Here is a 21,571-nt window from a genome sequence, read left to right on the forward strand (position 1 = left end):
TGACTTATGGATAAACCACTTGTATCCATTATTTGTACCGTGTATAACAAAGCGAAGTTTTTGGAAGAAGCTTTGGCGAGTTTTGAAGCTCAAGAAACACCTTTTCCAGTTGAAATTCTTCTGATTGATGATGCATCGACAGACAAGAGTCGGGAAATTATGGAGACTTTTGCTAGTCAGAGTCAAAAAGAGGTTCGCCTTTTTTATAATGAGCAAAATCTAGGCATTGCTAAAACCTGGAAAAAAATCTGCTTGGAAGCGCGGGGTGACTATATTGCCCGCTGTGATGGGGATGATTTTTGGTTAGCTTCTGACAAACTTGCTAAACAGGTTCAAGTTATCCAAGACCATCCTGACTGTCAGTGGGTGACTACGGATATTAGTCTAGTGGATGAGGATGGCCAAGTTCAGGTTGAAAGGGTTTTTCAGGATGGGCATATGCCCGTGATTTCATCCTTTGAGGAAATGTTGGCAACGCGTGGTTTTACGGCCCCTTCGACCTGGCTAATAGAGCGTCAACTCATGTTAGCGGTCAATGATGAGATGGATGAAACGACGGCAGATGACACATTTGACTTACAGTTAGATCTTTTTCAAAAAACACAGAAATATTTCCTAGCTGAGACAATGGTGGCTTACCGGGTGAATTCGGGATCAGATTCGCGCCCAAGGGATATGAAAAAAGTGGAAGAACGCTTTTACCGTTTGTTGGAAACTCAAAAAAGCTATCTAGACAAGTATCCTCAAAGTGATAAAACTGCCATGCTAGAGCTCCTCTTAGATCGAAGCAATACTTTCGAATTAACCCTCAGCCGTTTGTCAGTTGGGCCTGTTTCCCAGATTTGGGCACAAGAGGTCACCATCTATTTTGCGAAGGAAGGGCAAGGCTTCGATGAGGATAGCGCCCTTCGTTTTCCCTTGCAAAAGAAAGATAAGATTAGCTTTGAGGTGCCCGATAATGTGACCCATGTTCGAGTAGATTTATCTGAAATACCTAGTTGTTATAAAGGTGTTTCCTTGGTTGATCGACACTTTAATACCGATATTATTGCAGGCTACACTTCAGGCATCCGCCTGGGAAATGGCTATATCTTCCCTGATGCAGATCCGCAACTCGTATATGATATTGGAAAGTACCAAGGCCGTGAGTTGACCCTATCTTATGAGATGTTCAATGTAGACGATATGTCTAAACCAGATTATATTGCTAATCTCTTGGGTCTAGACCTCCAAGAAAAAGAAGAAAAGCTTGCTAGACAAGAAGAGCAGTTGGTTCGCTACCAGACCCAAAACAAGCAACTCCAAGCCCAATTGGAAGAAATGGTGCGTCAGTACAATGCCGTTACTCATTCTCGCCGTTGGCGCTACCCAAGTAAAATTATTGATGTTCTTAGGAGACACTAATGAAGCGTTTATTACTTTACGTTCACTTTAACCGATACAATAGCTTGAGTGACCATGTCCTCTACCAGCTGGAGCAGATGAATCCGCTTTTTTCACGCATTGTTTTCATCTCAAATAGCCAGCTGGATGAAGCTGCCATCAATACGTTACGAGAAAGACGCTTGATTGATGAAGTGGTTCAGCGTAAAAACTCTGGTTTTGATTTTGGTGCTTGGCGTGACGGTATGGATGCGGTGGGCTGGGAACAGCTAAAAAACTTTGATTCCCTCACCATTATGAATGACACTTGTTTTGGACCTCTCTGGGACATGTTGCCTATTTACCAAAAGTTCGAGGAAGATAATACCGTTGATTTTTGGGGCTTGACCAACCATCGGGCTCAAGGAAAAATGAAGGAGCATTTGCAGTCTTACTTCATTTCCTTTAAAAAGGAAGTGGTTTTGTCACCAGCCTTTCCTCATTTTTGGCTGAACGTTCAGGACTTTGACGATGTTCAGGATGTGATTGACCATTACGAAACACAGGTGACGACGACTTTTGAAGAGGAAGGCTTCCGCTACAGGGCAGTATTTGATACGGTTGATGAGCCGACTGACCACATGCCACATCCGGACTTTTCTTTCTACAATACGTCAGCGATTTTGCAACACGGGGTTCCTTTTATCAAGGTCAAACCGCTAAATGCGATACCTGAGTATACGGTTGCGGTTCTTGATTTCATTCAAAAGAATTCCGATTACCCAACAGAGCTGATTTTGCGGCATATGTCTAAGGTCTTTCCCAACACGGAAAACTACCTCCTAGCTTATAAATATGCCCAAATGGCGCCTGCCTCACCAAGCCCTAAAGCTAAGGTGGCCATTCATCTGCATGTCTTTTATACAGACCTCTTGGCTAGTTTTTTGGAAATTTTTGCGACCTACGACTTTGCCTATGACCTTTACATCACTACCGATAGTAAAAAGAAGGTGCCAACGATTGAGGAAGTTCTTAATCTTTACAATGCCCAGGCCGCTATCCATGTGACCGGTAATGTTGGCCGAGATGTCCTGCCGATGTTGAAACTGAAAAAGGAACTGTCCCAGTATGATTATGTCGGGCATTTTCACACGAAGAAGTCAAAAGAAGCGGATTTCTGGGCGGGCGAATCTTGGCGCAATGACCTTGTAGACATGCTCGTTCGACCGGCGGGTAGCCTTTTGGCGCAATTAGAGAAATCACCGGATTTGGGTCTCGTTATTGCGGACATTCCAACTTATTTCCGTTTTGTCAAGTTGGACCCTGCACATGAGGCGATGATTGAACCGATGATGACCAAGATGTGGAAAGAGATGGGAATGACCAAGGTTATTGATTTTAAAGCCTATTCGACCTATGTCATGTCCTATGGAACCTTCATTTGGTTTAAGTACGATGCCTTGAAGCCCCTGTTTGACCTGGATTTGACAGAGGAGCAGGTTCCAGCAGAGCCATTGCCTCAGGGGTCTATTTTGCATGCCATTGAGCGGATGATGGTTTACATCGCTTGGGGTCAAGACTATGACTTTATCATCGCTCCCCATCCAAAACGCTTAGCGCCTTATATTGACGTTAATTTGCTCAATACCAAGCCAAGTAATACTTTTTACCCTTGGGCACCTATTGAATTCACGCAATTTGGTGGCTTGAAAGGATCGGTCAAGTTCTTCTTCCATGCTAACTTTGGCATCCTTAAATATGTTACAAAACGTGTTTTGGCCCCTGCGCTCAGAATCTACCATAAGGTGATGCCTTTTAACTAATCATTAGGAAACTTATTATGAATCGGTTTACGCAATTTTACGAAGCAGTTAAAGGGAGAAGTGCGAAAAAAATGCAGCGGACTCGGCGGTCAATACAGACCTTTTTTCCGCGGATAAAGCGAAAAATCGAGCATTTCTCACTAAAAACATGGCTTAAAGACCAACAACAGGAAATCCTTAATAGCAAGGAGAACCTGTTGTCTTTTTGGCGTCAATTAACGCCTGCAACAGTTCTACAAATGGTGCTTGTCATCATTTTTGTTTTGTTTATTGTTCTTTATATTTTTAATCAGAAGATGCTGGTGAAGTCTGACTATGATTTGACAGTTGGCTTTCGGCAATTGAAGCAGTTCCTTCTTTTTCCTTATCTGATTTCTTTAGCGGGGATTGGGTATTTTATCTCGCGGAACATTCAGAAAAGGTTCTTTATTCGCCTATTTTCTGGTTACGGTATCTTTCTCGTCGCGTCTTATTTTATTTATTATTCACGCAACATAAATAACCAAGACTTTAAAGGCTGGGACCTAATTGGCAATCATTTTTTCCAATGGGATTATCTTTTGTCCCTTTTGCTTGCGATTGGCTTAGGGATTGCCTATTTTGCCCTACGAAAAAGATATGTGCATAGGCTGCGACCATCCTATGCCATGCCTCTTTTTCAACGTTATCTGCTTTCCATCCTCCTTGGCGGGGCCATGGCTGTAGATGATCGCTTGGTTTCCTTGGTTAAAGATAGCTTGGTGACAGGTCTGTCTATTGAAATTGACAGCTATGACTTTGCTGCCTATTTCTTTGAAAGTCTAGGCCTGCTCTTGCTGGTTCTTCTCATATTTTCTGGGTTAGCAAATCTCTTTTTACGAGGAATTCACGCCTTTCGACGTAATCAGACGTCCTATGCGTCGGTGGTCTGTACCAGTCTGGTATTAGGCACCTTCTTTAACTACACCATCCAGATGGGGGTTCGTAAAAGCGGGGCCATTGTTAACCGCTATGTTTTTCCTGCTGCAACGCTCTATCAAATTTTAGCCTTATCACTTATCGCACTTTTATGTTACATGATCTTTAATCGCTATTTGGAAGTGACCCTGTTTCTGATTGTTTTGGGTGCGGCGATTTCAACCATCAATGCCATAAAAGTTAGTATGCGCAATGAGCCCTTACTCTTATCTGATTTTTCTTGGGTTAAGGAAATTAACCAACTCCTCGGTTATATTAATATTTCCATCGTACTCTATAATGTGCTTGGCTTGATTGCGGTGCTGGCATTTTATCGTTTTCTAAAAAAACATCTCTTTAAAGACCGGGTAACCAATAACATGCTGACGCGTGTCCTCACAGCAGTAGGGGTAATAGCCATCTTTGGAACCAGTCTAAATACCCTGGCTCAGCGAAAGGGAAATATTATTCCTTATGGAATTCCTGTGCTTTCTCAGTTAAACAACTGGAATAATCTGGATTGGATGGGTCAGGCAAGCACTGCCAGCTATAAGTCTTTGCTCTATGTCTGGTCAGTGGAACTGTCTTCACCCACCATGCAAAAGCCAGCCAATTATTCGAAAGCGCGGATGGAAGCCTTGGCTAAAAAGTACCAAAAACGGGCTGCTGAGATTAATGCTAGCCGCACACAAAACATCAATGATCAGACGGTCATTTTTGTGCTAAGTGAGAGTCTGGCTAACCCAGACCGTATCGCTGGCGTCACACTAAGTAGCCAGCCCTTGCCATTTATCAATTCTGTCAAAGAAACGAGTACCGGTGGCCTTATGAAATCTGATGGCTATGGTGGTGGGACAGCCAATATGGAATTCCAATCCTTGACGGGCTTACCTCTGTATAACCTCTCTTCTTCAATTAGCTCGGCGATGACGCAGGTGGGGCTACGCATGTCCTATGTGCCAAGTATTAGTAATTTATTTGAGAACAAGAATAAGATTGCGATTCACTTGGGAGATGGATCCACTTATTCACGGTCAGAATTCTATAAAAAACTTGGTTTTGATACATTTATCGCTAGGGAAAATGGGACAAAAACCTATAAGGATACGGATGCCCTGCCGGGCGGTACTTTCCCAAGGGATGCGGCAACTTATGATGCCGTTCTTGACAATATCAATACGAACCAAAATCAATTTTTCTCAGTCATTACTTATCAGAATCACACGCCGTGGACATATACTGGTGACAGTGATATTAGTGCGTCAGATGCCAATTTGGATCCGGGGCTCAACAAGGTACTGGACACCTATACGAAGTTGATTAACCAGACCGACCAAGAAACGCAGACCTGGTTGAGTCAATTGTCCCAAATTGATAAAAAAATCACGGTTGTCTTTTATGGTGACCACTTGCCAGGGTATTACCCAACTTCAGTCTTTTCAAGTAATCCGGGAAGTCAATATCAGACGGACTATTTCATCTGGAGCAACTACGAGACGCCTAAGTTGGACTACCCTTATGTGAATTCTAGCGATTTCCCTGCAGAACTTTTAGCAGTGACGCAATCCAAGGTTTCTCCCTATTATGCACTTCTAACGGATGTGCTTAATAATGCCAGTGTGGACAAGGGAGAGTTGGATGCCAGTCAAAAGGACATTAGCGAAGATCTGAAGTTGGTCGAGTATGACTTGACCACTGGTGACAATTACCTGACTCAAGATAGCAATTTCTTTAAAGTGGAGTAGAAAATGAAAAGAAAACAACATAAACATCAGTGGCTAAGTAAGGGCTATATGCCCTACTTGGTTTTAGCTGCATTCTCACTGGTGTTCACCGGTTTAAACTATGTGGTGGCCAATACCAGTAGTCAGATTTATGACTATCCCTTTCACTTGGCTCGTATCGTTGGTTTGGCCAATTCCATTTCTCATGGGGATTGGTTGCCAAACTTAAATGATATGTACAACCGAGGCATTGGTTATGGTGTGCCCATGTTTTACGGCAATTGGCAGTTTTACCTACCAGCTTTCGTATTTCTATGGACTAAAGTAGCGACCCTTGCTTTTTCCAGTTACGTCTTTTTATTGACGCTGTCATCAAGCTTTTCTGCCTACTGGTCAGTTAAGAAAATCACAAACAGCACAAATCGTGCCCTTTTATTCTCACTTGTTTACCCAACCCTGATTCCTTATTACGGGTTTGGCATGACGGCTGTTGTGCCATTTATTCCGCTCCTTTTTTACGCCATCTATAAGGTGCTCTACCTCGATAAGAAAAATCCTGTATTGTTGGGTGTTGTCATTGCTTTATTGGTGCAGACACACATCATTTCAACCATAGTATTGGCAATTGCCAGCGGTCTGTTTGTTCTCCTCAATCTGAAAAAATGGACCCTGCAAAAGATGATTTCCTTTGCCTTGTCGGGTGTCATTTCTATCCTTTTGACGCTTGGCTTCATCTTCCAGTATTTGGAACAAAGCCGTTCTCAAACTTTCTTTGTTAACTGGAAACTTAGAGATTTTCCCTTCCCGACAGTGACAGTGATGAGTTCGTCGAATCTTTGGGAAATTATCCAGGCCTATACCTTCCCCTTGGCCCTCGTCTTTTTGCTGGCGCTGATTCTTCTTTTCAGACAGCTTAATCAGCTTTCAAAACAACTGGTTTTGGTGTCCACAATTTTACTCTTGGCCTCTTCAAGCCTCCTGCCTTGGGATATCTTGCGCCACACCTCCTTGGCAGTCTTTCAGTACACGCATCGTTTGACCTATTTCCTCCCTATTTTTGTCATGATGGCCCTCTTTATCTCGGGGAAAAAGCTTGTCGTATTAGTATTGGCTAGCATCCAAGTGATTTATTTCGCCTTAGTTTTCCCCTTGAGTTTTTTACCATCAGCTTCAAACTACAAAGATTCCTTCGGACTCGTTGCGAGCAATATTGAGGTCATGCGGGGGATGAATGCCAAGGCTGTCCAAGTTTTCACCAACCCTTACGACAATGAAGTCACCTTTGACACATCTGGAGATGAGTATTTTAATTTGGATACCAACCATGAAAATGCCCGTAACGGTCAATTCAATCAGTTCCAGTATGATGGCCAAACGGTGGCGGTGACTAACATTCATAAAACTTACAATAATTTAGAGTTTGATGTGACGCTCCCTAAGGGAGTGACACAGGCAGAGATTGTTTTACCGAAAATGTGGTATAAGGGATATGCCGTCACTTACTCTAATGGCGCTAGCGGTAGCCAAGTCAGTCAGAAATCGCAACCTTTAACTGCAGAAGAAGAAAAAGCTTATCAAGAGGTGGAGAAACCTAAAGTAACTAGTAAGGTTCTCTATGATGGCCGTGGGGTGATTGATGTGACCTCAAGCGGTCATGTGAAAGTCTTTTATCAGAAGACAGCTACGCAGATAACTGGATTTGTCCTTGAGATTTTAGCTTGGTTAGGCCTGATCACTTATAGTGTTTTGTTTACCTTCAAAAATCGTTCAAAGAAATCGACAGCAAAAACGGTCGCTTCTACAGAAGCTTAATTTTTGAAGAAAGGAGTCGTCTATGCAAACTTTGTCAGTCGTTGTACCTTGTTATAACGAAGAAGAGACCATTTACCCTTTTTAGCGGCTTGTCAGCTAGTTGAAAAAGAGTTGGCAAATGACCTGCAATTTAGCTATTATTTTGTGAATGATGGGTCCAAGGATGGGACCTTGCAGGTACTGCGCGAAGTCTCTCAGGCTTATCCAAATGTGCATTACCTATCGTTTTCACGAAATTTTGGTAAGGAGGCAGGACTCTTGGCTGGTCTTGAGGCGGCAGATGGAGACTTGGTTACTGTTATGGATGCAGACTTGCAGGACCCACCAGAGTTGCTCAAGGAGATGTACGCCAAAATCCAAGAGGGCTATGATGTGGTAGGAACCCGTCGTAGTGACCGCAAGGGGGAGCCAGCTATTCGTTCCTTCTTTGCCAAGACCTTTTATTGGCTCATTAATAAAGTGTCAGATACGGAAATGGTGGACGGAGCGCGTGATTTTCGCCTGATGACGCGTCAGGTCGTCCAGGCCATCTTGCAAATGCATGAGGTCAATCGCTTCTCCAAGGGTCTTTTTTCTTGGGTAGGTTTTAAGGTGACCTATGTTGCCTATGAGAACCAAGAGCGAGTGGCAGGAGAGACTTCTTGGTCTTTCTGGAGTTTACTTCGCTACTCCATTGACGGATTTATCAATTTTTCCGAAGTCCCTTTAAAATTAGCGACATGGTCAGGTGCTCTTGCCTTTGTGATTTCTCTAGTGAGCATTTTATTTATCATTATTCGAAAAATCACGGTTGGTGGTAGTGTAGCCGGTTGGCCAAGTCTAGTGTCCATCATTCTCTTTATCGGTGGCATTCAGCTGTTGGCGCTCGGCATCATCGGGAATTACATTGCTAAGATTTTCCTGGAAACCAAAAAACGTCCCGTCTACATCGTCAAAGAACGTGGCTAGGGATTTGAGAGTGAAAGAGGTCACAAGCTTTTTTCAGGTCGAAGACACAAATCATATGTGAACTCTTGTCAATGTAGAGCGAAGTTCTAGAAAGAATCAAGAGATTCTTTCTTTTTTGATGACGAAGCAGTAACAAGTTTGATTTTGAAGCTCTCAAATAGGCCCTAGGTTGATGAGATGTTAGAAGCGTCTGAGATGACCCATTCGCTGAATCAAACAGGAGAATTTTCTAGTCACCATTTGATAGACCATACTCGATGAAGGAACTGAAAGATTGCTTCTCGGATGAGAGTGAGTTCACCGCCTGATGTCAGTTGCATTCATAGAATGTCCTGTCATTCCTCTTATCACAGAAAGAGATAATTAGTTTAGGCATTGACTTGCACGGCTCACTTGTTTTTGTCTCCCTTGAAAGGAAAAGGTTAGATGGTATGATTAAATTGATAGCAACAGAAATCGGAATAAGGTAATTGATACAATAGAATAGAAATAAAGCCTTGGAATAAGCTGTTTCCAAGGCTTTTTTACTGTCTTTAACTAGAAGCGAAGGGTTGTTAGAATTACTTAGATTCTGCGGGCATACTCTTGATTGGTATATCGTTAAAAGGTAGAGAACGATTTCACTTATTCCCTGTTAACTAATGTATCAAAATGTTCAGTGTAATGTGATTTTAACTTGTCTTCTCCTAAAATATCAAGCACCTGTATGGCCTGTCTCATCTTTTCAATTCCAGTACCTGATTGGCGCTTAAATTCAAAGTAACCCGTTGCATAGAGAAAAACTGTCTGCTCATAAAAGTTTAATTCACTATCTAATAGTGCTTTTATCTCACCAATTAAATAAGAGCAATTTGAAAATTCCCCCTTATCTATACTAAGGATTAAACAATTGATAGCAAGCTGAGAGACAACCCGCTTATTAGTTTTATTGAGAGATGAGTAAATGCTGTTGTTTAACATTTCTTTAGTTAATAAGAAGTAGGAGTTGTAGTTAATTGTGCGTACACAGTTACCTAATAAAGTAATTTCATAGTATCCCCAGTTTTCCACTTTGAAAAGATAGTCTGTCAGTTGAAGAAGCTCTTCATCAGATGGGATGATGCTCGAATCTATTGTGTGTAAAATGGATTTTACCATTGTTTTTTCAAACGAATTGAGAGTGTAATTAGAACTATCGGAAAGTAGGCATGCAATATTATTGAAATTTTGTGAAGAATATTGCTTACGGATGTATTGTACTAGGTCGCCAAATGATTTGGTTTTGGTGCAATTTTCATCATATAAAATAAGAAACTCATCTAAAGTAATGTGTAATTTATCTAAAATATTGATGAGCCGAATACACGATATCTCTGATTCTCCACGCTCAAAACGAGAGATTTGTGATTTTGAAAGGTGTTCGTCAGCTAGAGAACACAGGCTAATTTGTTTTCCTTTACGGACTTTTCTAAGAGTGATTCCAAGTTTTGATTTCATATTTTTCCCATTTTCCCAACAAAAATGCTTTCAGTTTTTGTTTATTGTACAATAAATAAAAACTGAAAGGAAGTCCGAGCATGAAGAAAATTTCAAAATTTTTACCGATTTTTATTTTGGTGATGGATATTATTATCATCGTCGGTAGATAGTATAAATAAGTGTTGTAGATTGGTAGACTAGTTCGCAGAATGCAAATATTGTGTTGTGTAATTAAAAATTTTAGTACTCATCAGTACAGATAAGAGAGTGGGACAGAAATCAGTAATTTCGTCGTATCCCCTCCTTAGTGATTTTATGACCTATGACACCTCTACGAGTATCTTTCTCGGGAGAACTGTATTGGCGAAGTATCGTACAACTCATGAAAGTGTAAATATGTAGCCGTAATTTATATGTGTAAATCACGTACGTCAATCAGTAAATGTGTGATTTATCTCGTGAGGCATTATTAACTTCAGGAGAAATGTAGTAACAAGGAACCTGAGATATCAGTGAAAGTCATAGTAGTTAAGAAACTTTTGTGATGAGTAGTGGAGCGAAGGGCTAAAAAATCTGTCAACACAATTTTGTTTTCCCTAAGCCGGTCAGAGAAGGAGACAGATACGGTGGTGTGAGAGAGGCTAGAAACTAGACTCTACTCTATTAGAAGATGGTAAATACTATTTTCATGGTTTTGAAATTAATGTAAATGGTGTCAATAGATTTGTTCTTCGATACAACAGTGGAAATATCAATCTTACCGAAGTCGAGTTAGAAGATGCTGTAAAATATATAGAAAAGATTGGGAAGGAGGTATCTAATGAACAAAATCGATCTAGTAATGAATTATCTGAATAAAGAAAAAATTTCGGGTACAAAAATATTTTACGGAAGCTGTATCGAAAATCATTCCAATACAAAAGATGTTGATGTTTGCATTATTACTAACAAAGTTGTTGATGAAGAGTTTTATGATAGATATCGACAATTTCTCATTGATAATAAACTTGTTATTGATGAGGAAATAAGATATAAGGATAAATTATTCTTGAGTGAGAGTAAGATCGAGTCTGCTCTTGAAAGTTACAGTAATCAATCTGAAGACTTTGACTTAGAAAACGATTATAGAGATGTCGTTAATAGGCTAATTATTAACATATTTACGACCAAAGTAAAATTATTTGATGATGATGAAAATTATGAGGAATACAGTAATAGAGCTTGGAAAGAAGTTTTAGAGAGGTTTCGAAATTTTGGAGGAAAAACGTTTTCAGATTTTATTAAAATCTTTAAAGTTAATTGGGATTACAAGCAATATTGGGGGTATTCTCCAAAAATTATTAAAGATTTATATCATAGATTCTATCAATATCATTCGGAAAGTGAATTTATTAGGTTGTTAAAGACTAATGTAATCAAACATCCTCAAAAGATAGCTGTTTACTCAGAAGCGAAGAACCTTACTTATGAGGAACTAGATAGATTTTCAGATAATGTGGCTGATTCATTGTTAAATTTTGAATCAAAATATGTAGTTGTGAATTACTCTCATACTTATGAACTTCTGCCAATAATATTTGGAATATTGAAATCTGGGAAAGTATACATTCCAGTAGATAATACTAGCCCTGTAAAAGAAATTGAGTTAATTAGGAAAAAATTTCCTGATAGTATACATATTAGTGAAGTTGAATCTGATCTGGACATACCAAAGATTTTCAGTTCTAATCACAGAATAGTGAATTATCAAAAAAATAAGTTAGCATATATTATACATACCTCTGGCACGACAGGAGTTCCTAAAGGTGTTTGTGTAACAACAAGCAATTTAAATTATATTATGAGAGCTTGCCAATCGTTTGCGCCGGTATCTATTAGTGATTGCTACTTATTTTCTACAAGAACGACTTTCGATGTTTCAATAACAGAAATTTTTGGCTTTTTATACAATGGAGGAAGTGTCTATTTATTTTCTGTAAAAAACAAGAACTTTTATAAAGAATTACCAAATATAATTAATAAATTTGCTATTACTCATGTTGCCTTGTCTCCATCAATACTAGGGGTATTACTTAAATATAGTAATGAAATCGGATTACAGTATATTAATCAGTTGAAATACCTGTTAATCGCAGGAGAGGAATTTAAATATGAATTACTAAAAATAGCTGAAGAAAAGTTAAAAAAAGTAGATGTATTTAATGTATATGGCCCAACTGAAACAACAGTTTATGCGACCTATTTCAATGTTAGGGAGATAAGTGAATCTTTTAGATTAAAAAATATAGTACCTATTGGAAAACCTTTACCAGGAGTCGAGACACTAATTATTGATAATGAATTATTGATAGGTGGCCAAGGTGTAGCGGATGGCTATTATAATGATGTCATTCAGACGGAAAAGAAATTTACAAAAATTAATGGTAGTATTTTTTACCATACAGGAGACATAGTAGAGGAATCGAATTCGTTACTTGTTTATAGAGGGAGGCAAGATAGCCAAATACAACTTTACGGTATACGTCTAGAATTAGGAGAAATTAGGACTTCTATTGCACAAATAATCAATGATTCCCAAAGAGATCTTGAAGTCATTTTTGATAACAATATGCTGATACTGTTTTATACAGGTGATAAAATAAATAATATCAGAGAGATGTTGGAGAAGGAGATGATTTCTTATAAGATACCTTCTAAATATATCAACATTGAGGAGTTTCCTTTAACTTCTAATGGTAAAATCGATAAGAAATTACTGTTAGAAAAAGTTACAAGTAATGAAATCAGAAATCATGAGGAAAACAATATACGTGCTATAGTACTCAATGTAGTAGAATCGGTTATGCAGCAGCAGATAAAACCTGATGAAAATTTATTGGATATGGGATTGAATTCTCTAAACTCTGTGGAAATTATATTAGAACTAGAAGAGCGGTTGAATATTGATTTAGGCAGTCTAAATCTTTATGTAAATTCATCAATAGAAGAAATGACAAAGTTTATAGAAAAATCTCAGAAACTGTCTAGCGTAAAGGTAACTTCAATTGTTGAACCTAAAATAGAATTAAAAAATAATCCAATAATAAGAAATGTTGAGTATAGATTTCCAACTTTTTTCTATGCTAGAATATATAATGCATTAAATTTTGATAGTCAGTTAACGGGAAAAATTTATCTAAGAAAAGAACAGATAAGTTATGAAGAAATATACCATAAACTTTCCAAAATTGAGGTATTTAAGTCGGTTTTGTCGAATGACTTGAACTATTTTGAGGTTCTAGATACACCAATCAACATTTCTAGAATTGAAATCAGTGATGCACGGCTGGATATTTCTGAGGAATTACGTAATCTAGTAAAGAACAGTAAGGAAAACAATGGTCTCTTGTATAAGTTTGTTCTTTTTGAGGATGAAAATGAGTTAGTTCTTCACTATTCAATTGATCATAGTATATGCGATTCATCTTCGATAGATGCATTGGAAAGATATCTTCTTGGCATCAATAATCTAAGTAAAAATTATTCTTCCTATATCAAAGAAGTCCATTCTAGGAATAAAATAGATGGACTTCTGAGGGAGGTTGAGAGATTCGATTTACAAGATGATGAAAAAGTATCAGGAGTTTTAGTTGGTATAAACGATAGAGTAAATTTCACAACTCTTAACTATTTAAGTACTGAAACTAGAAATGTATATGTTGAAATTCTTCTATTTTTAAGAGATAAATTTTTGAAACAGTATCAATTGGATAATGTTAAGGTCAATCTGATTTATAATATACGTAAATTTAACGAAGCTTTAGACTTTACTTCGACTATAGGTGATTTACATTTAGGTTTAACATACAATCTTAATCTTAATGATGATATAGAGGAAACTTTGGAAGAACTAATAAATTTTTATAAAGAAAATATGTTTAACCCCAAAGCGATTGGTTACAAGAATTTTCCGAATATTGGTTTGGATGAAAAGAAAATTGTAAAGTGTTTTGATGATACTGTCTTTATTTCCGTCGACTATTTGGGGGTGGTGTCAAGAAAAGAATTTGAAAAGACTAAACAAATTACTTCTGAAATAAATAAGGAAATAAAAAAACTAAATGGTCATAAAATGAACATAACGGCATATATCGTTGATAATAAACTTGAAATAATCTTTTCGAAACAATTTGAAAAGGAGAAGTATGAATAAAGTAAAGGCTAATGTAAAACTGCTAGTGATGAGTAGAATGATATCACGTATTGGAGACATTATGTTTGACTTTGCGAATAATACTTTTCTTGCGGGTTTACATCCAACGTCACTATCATTAGTTGCAGTATATCAGTCACTAGAAAGTGTGATAGGTGTTCTATTTAATTTGTTTGGTGGGGTTATTGCTGATAGCTTCAAGCGGAAAAAAATTATCATTGGAACTAATATCTTATGTGCTATTGCTTGTATAGTTCTTTCGTTCATATCTCAACAACAATGGTTGGTTTATGCTATTCTCATTACCAATGTAATTTTGGCTTTTATGAGTGCTTTTTCTGGGCCGTCCTACAAAGCCTTTACGAAAGAAATTGTGAAAAAAGATCAAATAACAAAATTAAATTCTTACTTGGAGACTTCTAGTACAATTATTAAAGTAACAGTTCCTCTGGTAGCAATTTTCCTATGTAGTATATTGGGCATACATGGTGTATTATTATTAGATGGTTTCTCGTTTCTCATTGCTGCCTTGCTGATTTTCTTGATTGTACCCATTAATGAAGAAGTGGTCACAAAGGAGAAAATGACAATAGGTGGAGTCTTTGGCGACTTAAAAATAGGGTTCAAGTATGTATACAGCCATAAGCCAATATTTATGATTATCGCACTCTCTGCCTTAGTTAATTTTTTTCTAGCAGCTTATAATTTATTGTTACCTTATAGCAATCAAATGTTTGGAGAAATATCAGCTGGGCTTTATGGAACATTTTTAACAGCAGAAGCAATAGGTGGATTTATTGGAGCGATATTAAGTGCTTTTGTCAATAGATCTTTATCAAGTAAACGTTTAATGCTCCTTTTGGCGTGTTCGGGTATTATGTTAATGCTATCTACTCCGCTTTATTCTATCTTCCACAATGCCATTGTTCTAGCCTTGTCTCCAGCTTTGTTTAGTCTATTTCTATCTATATTTAATATCCAATTTTTCTCCATTGTTCAAAGAGATGTAGATAATGAGTTTCTTGGTAGAGTCTTTGGAATCATTTTTACGGTAGCAATACTTTTTATGCCTATTGGTACTGGCTTTTTCTCGGTAATATTAAGTTCTAGTAATACATTTAATCTTTTTATTATTGGTGCGTCTATTACGGTATTATCACTGGTCTTTGGAAGGTTGTTCAAGAGATATGATATGACTTGATAGTTCTAACTAAGTCATACTAAGTAAACGGCCTGGAAGTGCTGATTCCTGTTTTTTGCTTAAGCTTGGTTTTGGTCCAACCTTTATCAATAAGAAGTTTCCATAATTTATTGTAGCTAAACTTCATCTGAGTCTTCTTCGGATGGAGCAGACTCTTTTAAGTAAGCCTCGTTTTGTTCTGATAGTGCAGTGATTGTAGCTCTTAGTTTAGAGTTGTTAAGTGACTTTCCAACCTCTATATCCCAAGAACTAGGATTTCATATTTGATTGGGACTCAAGAAAAACAAAAAGAAAGGAAAGACGACTTCGTCATCGCTTGCAGTCAATAACTCTGCAGTACAATGTCGGGAGGCTGGATATTAAAGAAGGGAAGGACATCACCCCAACTTTTAAAAATTCTTTGGGGCTTGATGTGTAAAAGATAAGAGACGTGCCGGATTGACACGTCTTTTTTTAGAGCAACTGTGTTACAATAGAAGAAGTTATTTTAGGCATTGACTTGCAGAGCTCACTTGTTTTTGTCTCCCTTGAAAGGAAAAGGTTAGATGGTATGATTAAATTGATAGCAACAGACATGGATGGTACCTTTTTAGATGACAGGGGTTCCTATGATAGGGAGCGACTTGGCCGGCTTTTACCGGAGCTTGCCAAGCGAGATATCATTTTTACTGTGGCTAGTGGGCGAGCGCTTTTGGCTGTGGATAAGCTCTTTGAGCCTTTTCGCGATCAGATTGCTGTCATTGCGGAAAATGGTTGTGTAGCCAGCTACCGCGACCAGCTTCTCTATGAGCAGGCCATGGCGCCAGAACTCTATCTTAGCTTGGTTGACCTTTTACAGGACAACCCTTATAGCACGGGAAAAGAGGTGCTTTTGTCTGGGCGTCAGGGCAGTTATCTGCTAGAGTCTGCTCCACAGTCCTATCGGGACTTTATGCAACTCTACTATGAAAATATCCAAGTGGTGTCTGATTTTTCTCAAGTAGACGATGCGATTTTGAAGTTAACGACGAACTTTGCAGCCAGTCAAGTGGCGCAAGGCGAAGCCTGGCTCAATGAGCAGTGTTCGGCGATTACAGCTGTGACGACAGGCTTTGAATCACTCGATATCATTCCCCGTGGTGTAGACAAGGGCTTTGGGCTCCGTCATCTCTGTCAAGAACTAGGTATCAGTACAAAAGAGGTGATGGCATTTGGGGATAATCTCAATGACCTGCAAATGCTAGAAGAAGCAGGCTTAGCCGTGGCTCCGACAAATGCACGGGATGAAATCAAGGCTGTCAGTGATTACATTATTGGGCATCACAAGGAGGGCTCGGTGCTAGATTTTATTGAAAAAGAGGTATTGGCATGAGCATTCGTTTGGTCGCTTTGGACTTGGATAATACCCTATTTGATAAGGCTAAAGAAGTCAGCGTAAAAAACCGACAGGCTATTTTAGCAGCCAAGGCCCAAGGGGTGAAAGTGGTTATCACAACAGGTCGGCCCTTACCAGCTATTGGCAATCTCTTGAATGACTTGGGTTTGGCCGATGAAGAAGACTATAGCGTTACTCTAAATGGCGGGCTTATCCAGTCCAACACCGGACAGGTGATTGCAGAGACTGGGCTGACCTTGTCAGAAATAAAAGCTATTGCTGATATCTTGGTCCCCTTGGGTCTTCCGGTGGATGTGATTAGTGGGGATCAGGTCTATAGTTTACCGGCTCTTGGGCACCAGTCTCTCTACCATCGGGCCAACCCGCTTTTGACGTTTAACACCATCACAGACCTGTCAGAGTTGCCTCGAGACCGTCAATTTAATAAGGTTGTTACGGTACAGGAGGCTGCTTATCTTGACCAGCAGATGGCACGTTTGCCAGAAGCCCTTGGCCAAGCATTTGAGGTTTTTAAATCTCGAGACATTATCTTAGAAATCATGCCCAAGGGGGTTCACAAGGCTACAGGGCTCAAGGTCTTGTCCGACTTTCTGGGTATTGACCAGAGCGATGTTATGGCTGTGGGGGATGAGGCCAATGACCTGAGCATGGTTGCTTGGGCGGGCTGTGGCGTTGCTATGGCGAATGCGGTGCCTGCCCTTAAAGAAATCGCCCAATGGGTGACAACAGCTGACAATAACCACTCAGGGGTAGCAGAGGCTATCCAAAAATTTGTATTAAAAGGAGACCGTTAGATGGGATTATTTGACCGCCTTTTTGGGCGTAAGAAAAAAGAGGAAAATACTGAAACACCAGCAGTCGATGGGTTAAACCAGGACGTCGTCGACACCCTTCCCTCTCTGGAAGCAAGTCAAGACCGAGACGAAGAACAAGTTGCTCTTGAACAAGAAACCGTTTCTGCAGACCTTGAGGTTGACGACAATCAGGTGGAAGTTCTTGAAACCCCTGAGCAGGCAGAAATGGCTAGTGACACGCAAGCGCCCTTCGAACAAGAAGAAAGTTCTGAATCTGAAGCAGATGAGTCCTCGCCTCTTACCGACCAAGTCCTTGAGACTTCTTTTGACCAAGTCGTGGTAGAGGAGCTGAACGAAGAAGACGTTTCTCTTAAAGAAAAGGCTACTGAAGAGACGCTGGTTGACTCACCAGCAGATGAAGCCTTAGTAGCAGACAGTGACCAAGATGCAGGTTCAGTCGAGGCTGTGGAGGTTAACCTCGCCTCAACGCTTGCTGGCCAAGAAGACCAAAAAGAGCATGTTAGCGAGGAAACGGTACAGGAGGACGAAGAGGGTGCTAGTGACTCAGCGCCAGAAGTTCAAGCGTCAGAGGACCAATCTCTGGCTGAGAACAGCAGCCAAGAGACGGAACAGGACAAGTATGACCGGAGTTTGAAAAAGACCCGTAAGGGATTTGGGGCCCGCCTCAATGCTTTCTTTGCTAATTTTCGGACGGTGGACGAGGACTTCTTTGAAGAACTTGAAGAACTTCTCATCCTCTCAGACGTGGGGGTTAGTGTTGCGACCAATCTTGTCGAAGACCTCCGCTATGAAGCAAAGCTGGAAAATGCCAAGAAGCCAGATGCCCTACGGCGCCTGATTATCGAAAAACTGGTAGATATTTATGAAAAGGATGGTCAGTTCAATGAAGCGCTGAACCTGCAGACAGATAGCGTGACGGTCATGCTCTTTGTCGGTGTCAATGGTGTCGGAAAGACCACCTCAATCGGTAAACTCGCTTACCAATACAAGCAAGCAGGCAAGAAGGTCATGCTGGTGGCTGCAGATACCTTCCGAGCAGGAGCGGTCGCTCAGCTAGAAGAATGGGCGCGTCGGGTGGCTGTGCCTATCGTGACAGGGCCAGAAAAATCGGACCCAGCCAGCGTTGTTTTTGATGGGATGGAACGTGCCCTGGCTGAAGACGTGGATATTCTGCTCATTGATACAGCAGGTCGTCTGCAAAACAAGGATAACCTCATGGCTGAACTGGAAAAAATCGGCCGTATCATCAAACGGGTTATTCCTGAGGCCCCTCATGAAACCTTGTTAGCGCTGGATGCCTCAACTGGTCAAAACGCTCTGGTGCAAGCCAAAGAATTTTCAAAGATTACGCCAGTCACAGGCATTGTTTTGACCAAAATTGACGGGACGGCTCGCGGGGGGATTGTACTTGCGATTCGTGAGGAGTTGGACATTCCGGTCAAGTTGATTGGCTTTGGTGAAAAGATTGACGATATTGGAGCCTTCCACTCAGAAGAATTCATGCGTGGCCTCCTAGATGGGCTGATCTGATAGTAAAGGAGCAGGTATGGGAAACTATTTGGCCATTGACATTGGTGGCACACGTATCAAATACGCAGTCTTAGATGAGGAGGGGCAGTTTCTGCAAGAAACAGCTTCTTGTCCAACACCAGATAATCGACAAGCGTTTTTAGCCCAACTTCAAACCATCATCGAAGGGTTTTCAGATTTGGCTGGTTTGGCTTTTAGTCTACCAGGGAAGGTGGATACTCAGACAGGAACGGTGTCTTTTGGAGGCTCTCTGCCTTACCTGGATGGTCTGTGTCTCAAGGAAATTTTTGCGGACAAGGTAGCCGTCATCGCTGTGCAAAATGATGCCAAGGCGGCTGCTCAGGCAGAACTTTGGTTGGGGAATCTCCGAGGCGTGTCTGATGGGGTGGCTTTGATTTTGGGAACGGGCGTCGGTGGTGGCGTGGTTCTGGATGGCAAGCTTCGTTTGGGCAGTCACTTTCAAGCGGGTGAAGTGAGCATGATGGTCACAGATTATGCGGCAGCTGAGGCTGTTGCCGCGGGACGGTCCAATTCTGCAGTGGCTTTTGTCCGCCGTGTCAATAGCGCTGTGGGAAATAGTGATTTAGACGATGGCAAAGCAGCCTTTGCGGCGATTCATGCTGGTCAAAGCGAGGCGCGTGAGATTTTCCAAGCTTATTGCCGCAGTATCGCCTACCAAATCCTGACCCTACAAGCCGCTTTAGATGTGACAACCTATGTCATTGGTGGGGGAATTAGTGCTCAGCCTATTCTCCTAGAAGAGATAAAGGCCCAATTTGCGTCCATTGGCCAAAGTCACCCGATTTTAGAGGCCAATATCCCTAAAGACCTGGCTATTCGTCCTGCCAAATTTGGCAACGATGCCAACCTCTACGGGGCTCTCTATAACTTACTGGTCCAAGAAGGCATGTTGACCTAACCTAAAAAGAAAACCTCTTACAGGCGGTCTGTAGGAGGTTTTTTGACGGTTAGACTTGTCCGGCCTTTTCCCTGCGCCAAAGCAGGTAAGTGGGGAGGGGGTCCCACCTACCTGCCAGACTGCAGATTTTGGCTAAGTCCTCTGAAAGCTAAAGGCCAGAGCTAGGTCGTCCTCAGGGACGCTATCGGTTGGGCTGGTTAGGCTTGTCCGATCGATAAGCTAGGATAAAGCTGAAAGCCTCAAGGAGGCTGGTGATGCTGGTCACGCTACCAACCGCTGGCTAGCATTGAAAAAGTGGCGGTATAGAGGATGAAAACATGGCCAAAGAGAGTCTTGCCAAAGGTCGAGAAAGGATTCGCCAATCTCAACTGACCAAACCGAAAGTGATGCAAGAAAATAGCCATAGAGGGCAAGCCTTCTATGGCTATTTTCATTTAACTTTGACATAAGTTTACAGAGGATATGCCATCAATCTGTCTGCCGGTGAAATTCACGCAGGCTTTTTTTCGACTTCTTGGATGAAGCTGCTAGCGATTTCGGTTTTCTTTCCTTTTTTAGGAAAAACATAAACCAAGGTATGGAGGGGACTGTCTTTGAGGGGGACGAGGACGATTTGCTCCCGCATGAAACTATTGACGATGCCCAGACCCGAAGCATAGGCATCAGAAGCCCGCAAAAGGTTCATGACAGTTCCACGGTCATTACTGTAAATAATTTTTTGGTAATGGTTGATTTCCAGGGGGTCCTCATCAAAGTGCATGCCGGTTTTTTCTTGCTGAAAACGAATCTGAGGGTAGTCGACCAAATCTTCCTCGCTGATGCTATCTTGGCTGGCCAAGGGGTGGTTTTTACCTAAAAAAATACGGGTGGGAAATTCACCTAAGGAGACACAATCAAGCTCAAGTTCCTCCATCTGGCGTAGGAGAATTTGCCGATTTTCTTCGTTGAGGTAGAGGATTCCCAGGTCACTCTCATAGGTGGCGACACTTTCGAGAATTTGGCGTGTCGTGGTCTCAATGAGTTGAAAATCTTGGTAGTCATTTTCATATTTTTCGGAGACATAGGCCAGGGGAGCTGACAAAAAGTCGTAGTGGTGACTAGAGACGGTAAAGCTCTTAAGATAGTCATTTTGGTAACGTTCTTCCAGCAGTTTGACTTCTCCTAAAATCCGGCGGGCGTATTTGAGAAAATCTTGCCCGTCATCGGTCAGGCTCATCCCTGTATTGCTGCGTTCAAAGAGTTCAACGCCCAATTCTTTTTCCAAATTTTTGATGGCGCCAGAAAGATTGGGTTGACTCATATAGAGGGCTGTTGCGGCCTTGTTGAGGGAACCGTACTCAGCGACTGCCTCCACATAACGCAATTGCATAAAATTCATGATTATTACCCCTTCTACTTGGTATTGTTCTTATTCTACCATAAAAATGGGTATAAAAAATACTGATAGCCAGCATTCACAAATTTAGATTAGGTAAA

Annotated in this window: 14 protein-coding genes and 2 pseudogenes; 13 read left to right on the plus strand and 3 right to left on the minus strand. The window is 40.8% G+C overall.

The genetic code is table 11. The features are described 5' to 3' along the window. Positions 1-6: 6 nt before the first annotated feature. The 5 genes and pseudogenes from STRDD12_RS00200 (at position 7) to STRDD12_RS00220 (ending at position 8,605) form a co-directional block, all read left to right on the plus strand. Complete coding sequence (locus tag STRDD12_RS00200; protein WP_066913782.1) at positions 7-1,404, plus strand: glycosyltransferase; 1,398 nt, start codon at positions 7-9, stop codon at positions 1,402-1,404. Next, entirely contained in the window at positions 1,404-3,185 is a 1,782-nt protein-coding gene (locus STRDD12_RS00205) for a rhamnan synthesis F family protein (RefSeq protein WP_066913785.1), read from the plus strand. Before STRDD12_RS00200 ends, STRDD12_RS00205 begins: the two co-directional genes overlap by 1 nt. 17 nt (positions 3,186-3,202) lie before the next feature. Further along, positions 3,203-5,866: an LTA synthase family protein gene (locus tag STRDD12_RS00210; RefSeq protein ID WP_082753024.1), complete on the plus strand. Its 2,664-nt coding sequence runs from the start codon at positions 3,203-3,205 to the stop codon at positions 5,864-5,866. A 3-nt stretch (positions 5,867-5,869) separates the two neighbouring features. Next, positions 5,870-7,657 (plus strand): hypothetical protein, encoded by a 1,788-nt coding sequence (locus STRDD12_RS00215; RefSeq protein ID WP_197456637.1) that lies wholly within the window; start codon positions 5,870-5,872, stop codon positions 7,655-7,657. A gap of 22 nt (positions 7,658-7,679) precedes the next feature. Further along, a pseudogene (locus STRDD12_RS00220) lies at positions 7,680-8,605 on the plus strand (glycosyltransferase family 2 protein). Between the two features lie 624 nt (positions 8,606-9,229). Here the strand turns inward: STRDD12_RS00220 and STRDD12_RS00225 are convergent. Beyond that, the gene (locus STRDD12_RS00225) at positions 9,230-10,081 is read right to left on the minus strand and encodes a helix-turn-helix domain-containing protein (protein WP_066913787.1); all 852 of its coding nucleotides are present in this window, start codon (positions 10,079-10,081) and stop codon (positions 9,230-9,232) included. A gap of 80 nt (positions 10,082-10,161) precedes the next feature. On the opposite strand from STRDD12_RS00225, the gene shp3 reads away from it, so the two are divergent. The 3 genes from shp3 to STRDD12_RS00235 all read left to right on the plus strand — a co-directional run bounded on the left by shp3 (position 10,162) and on the right by STRDD12_RS00235 (position 15,456). After that, positions 10,162-10,233 (plus strand): peptide pheromone SHP3, encoded by a 72-nt coding sequence (shp3, locus tag STRDD12_RS08145; protein WP_156471450.1) that lies wholly within the window; start codon positions 10,162-10,164, stop codon positions 10,231-10,233. A gap of 650 nt (positions 10,234-10,883) precedes the next feature. Beyond that, a complete protein-coding gene (locus tag STRDD12_RS00230; RefSeq protein ID WP_231853432.1) occupies positions 10,884-14,255 on the plus strand; it encodes a non-ribosomal peptide synthetase in 3,372 nt (1,123 codons plus the stop codon). Continuing rightward, complete coding sequence (locus STRDD12_RS00235; RefSeq protein WP_066913789.1) at positions 14,248-15,456, plus strand: MFS transporter; 1,209 nt, start codon at positions 14,248-14,250, stop codon at positions 15,454-15,456. The genes STRDD12_RS00230 and STRDD12_RS00235 overlap by 8 nt, the downstream gene beginning before the upstream one ends. A 34-nt stretch (positions 15,457-15,490) precedes the next feature. On the opposite strand, the pseudogene STRDD12_RS00240 reads toward STRDD12_RS00235, so the two are convergent. Then, a pseudogene (locus STRDD12_RS00240) lies at positions 15,491-15,583 on the minus strand (helix-turn-helix domain-containing protein); the annotation flags it as partial. A gap of 423 nt (positions 15,584-16,006) precedes the next feature. Here STRDD12_RS00240 and STRDD12_RS00245 point away from each other — a divergent pair. The 5 genes from STRDD12_RS00245 to STRDD12_RS08470 all read left to right on the plus strand — a co-directional run bounded on the left by STRDD12_RS00245 (position 16,007) and on the right by STRDD12_RS08470 (position 20,544). Next, on the plus strand, positions 16,007-16,807 hold the full coding sequence (locus STRDD12_RS00245) for a Cof-type HAD-IIB family hydrolase (protein ID WP_066913791.1): 801 nt from the start codon (positions 16,007-16,009) through the stop codon (positions 16,805-16,807). Beyond that, positions 16,804-17,625, plus strand: a complete 822-nt coding sequence (locus STRDD12_RS00250) for a Cof-type HAD-IIB family hydrolase (protein ID WP_066913793.1) — start codon at positions 16,804-16,806, stop codon at positions 17,623-17,625. Before STRDD12_RS00245 ends, STRDD12_RS00250 begins: the two co-directional genes overlap by 4 nt. After that, positions 17,626-19,176, plus strand: coding sequence for a signal recognition particle-docking protein FtsY (ftsY, locus tag STRDD12_RS00255; RefSeq protein WP_066913795.1), 1,551 nt, complete (start codon positions 17,626-17,628; stop codon positions 19,174-19,176). Between the two features lie 16 nt (positions 19,177-19,192). Then, positions 19,193-20,095: an ROK family protein gene (locus STRDD12_RS00260; protein WP_066913797.1), complete on the plus strand. Its 903-nt coding sequence runs from the start codon at positions 19,193-19,195 to the stop codon at positions 20,093-20,095. Positions 20,096-20,412: 317 nt separating this feature from the next. Further along, entirely contained in the window at positions 20,413-20,544 is a 132-nt protein-coding gene (locus tag STRDD12_RS08470) for a hypothetical protein (protein ID WP_269450012.1), read from the plus strand. Between the two features lie 41 nt (positions 20,545-20,585). On the opposite strand, the gene STRDD12_RS00265 is transcribed toward STRDD12_RS08470, so the two are convergent. After that, positions 20,586-21,473, minus strand: coding sequence for a LysR family transcriptional regulator (locus tag STRDD12_RS00265; protein ID WP_066913799.1), 888 nt, complete (start codon positions 21,471-21,473; stop codon positions 20,586-20,588). Between the last annotated feature and the right edge of the window lie 98 nt (positions 21,474-21,571).

This window comes from Streptococcus sp. DD12, assembly GCF_001578885.1.
GTDB lineage: Bacteria > Bacillota > Bacilli > Lactobacillales > Streptococcaceae > Streptococcus.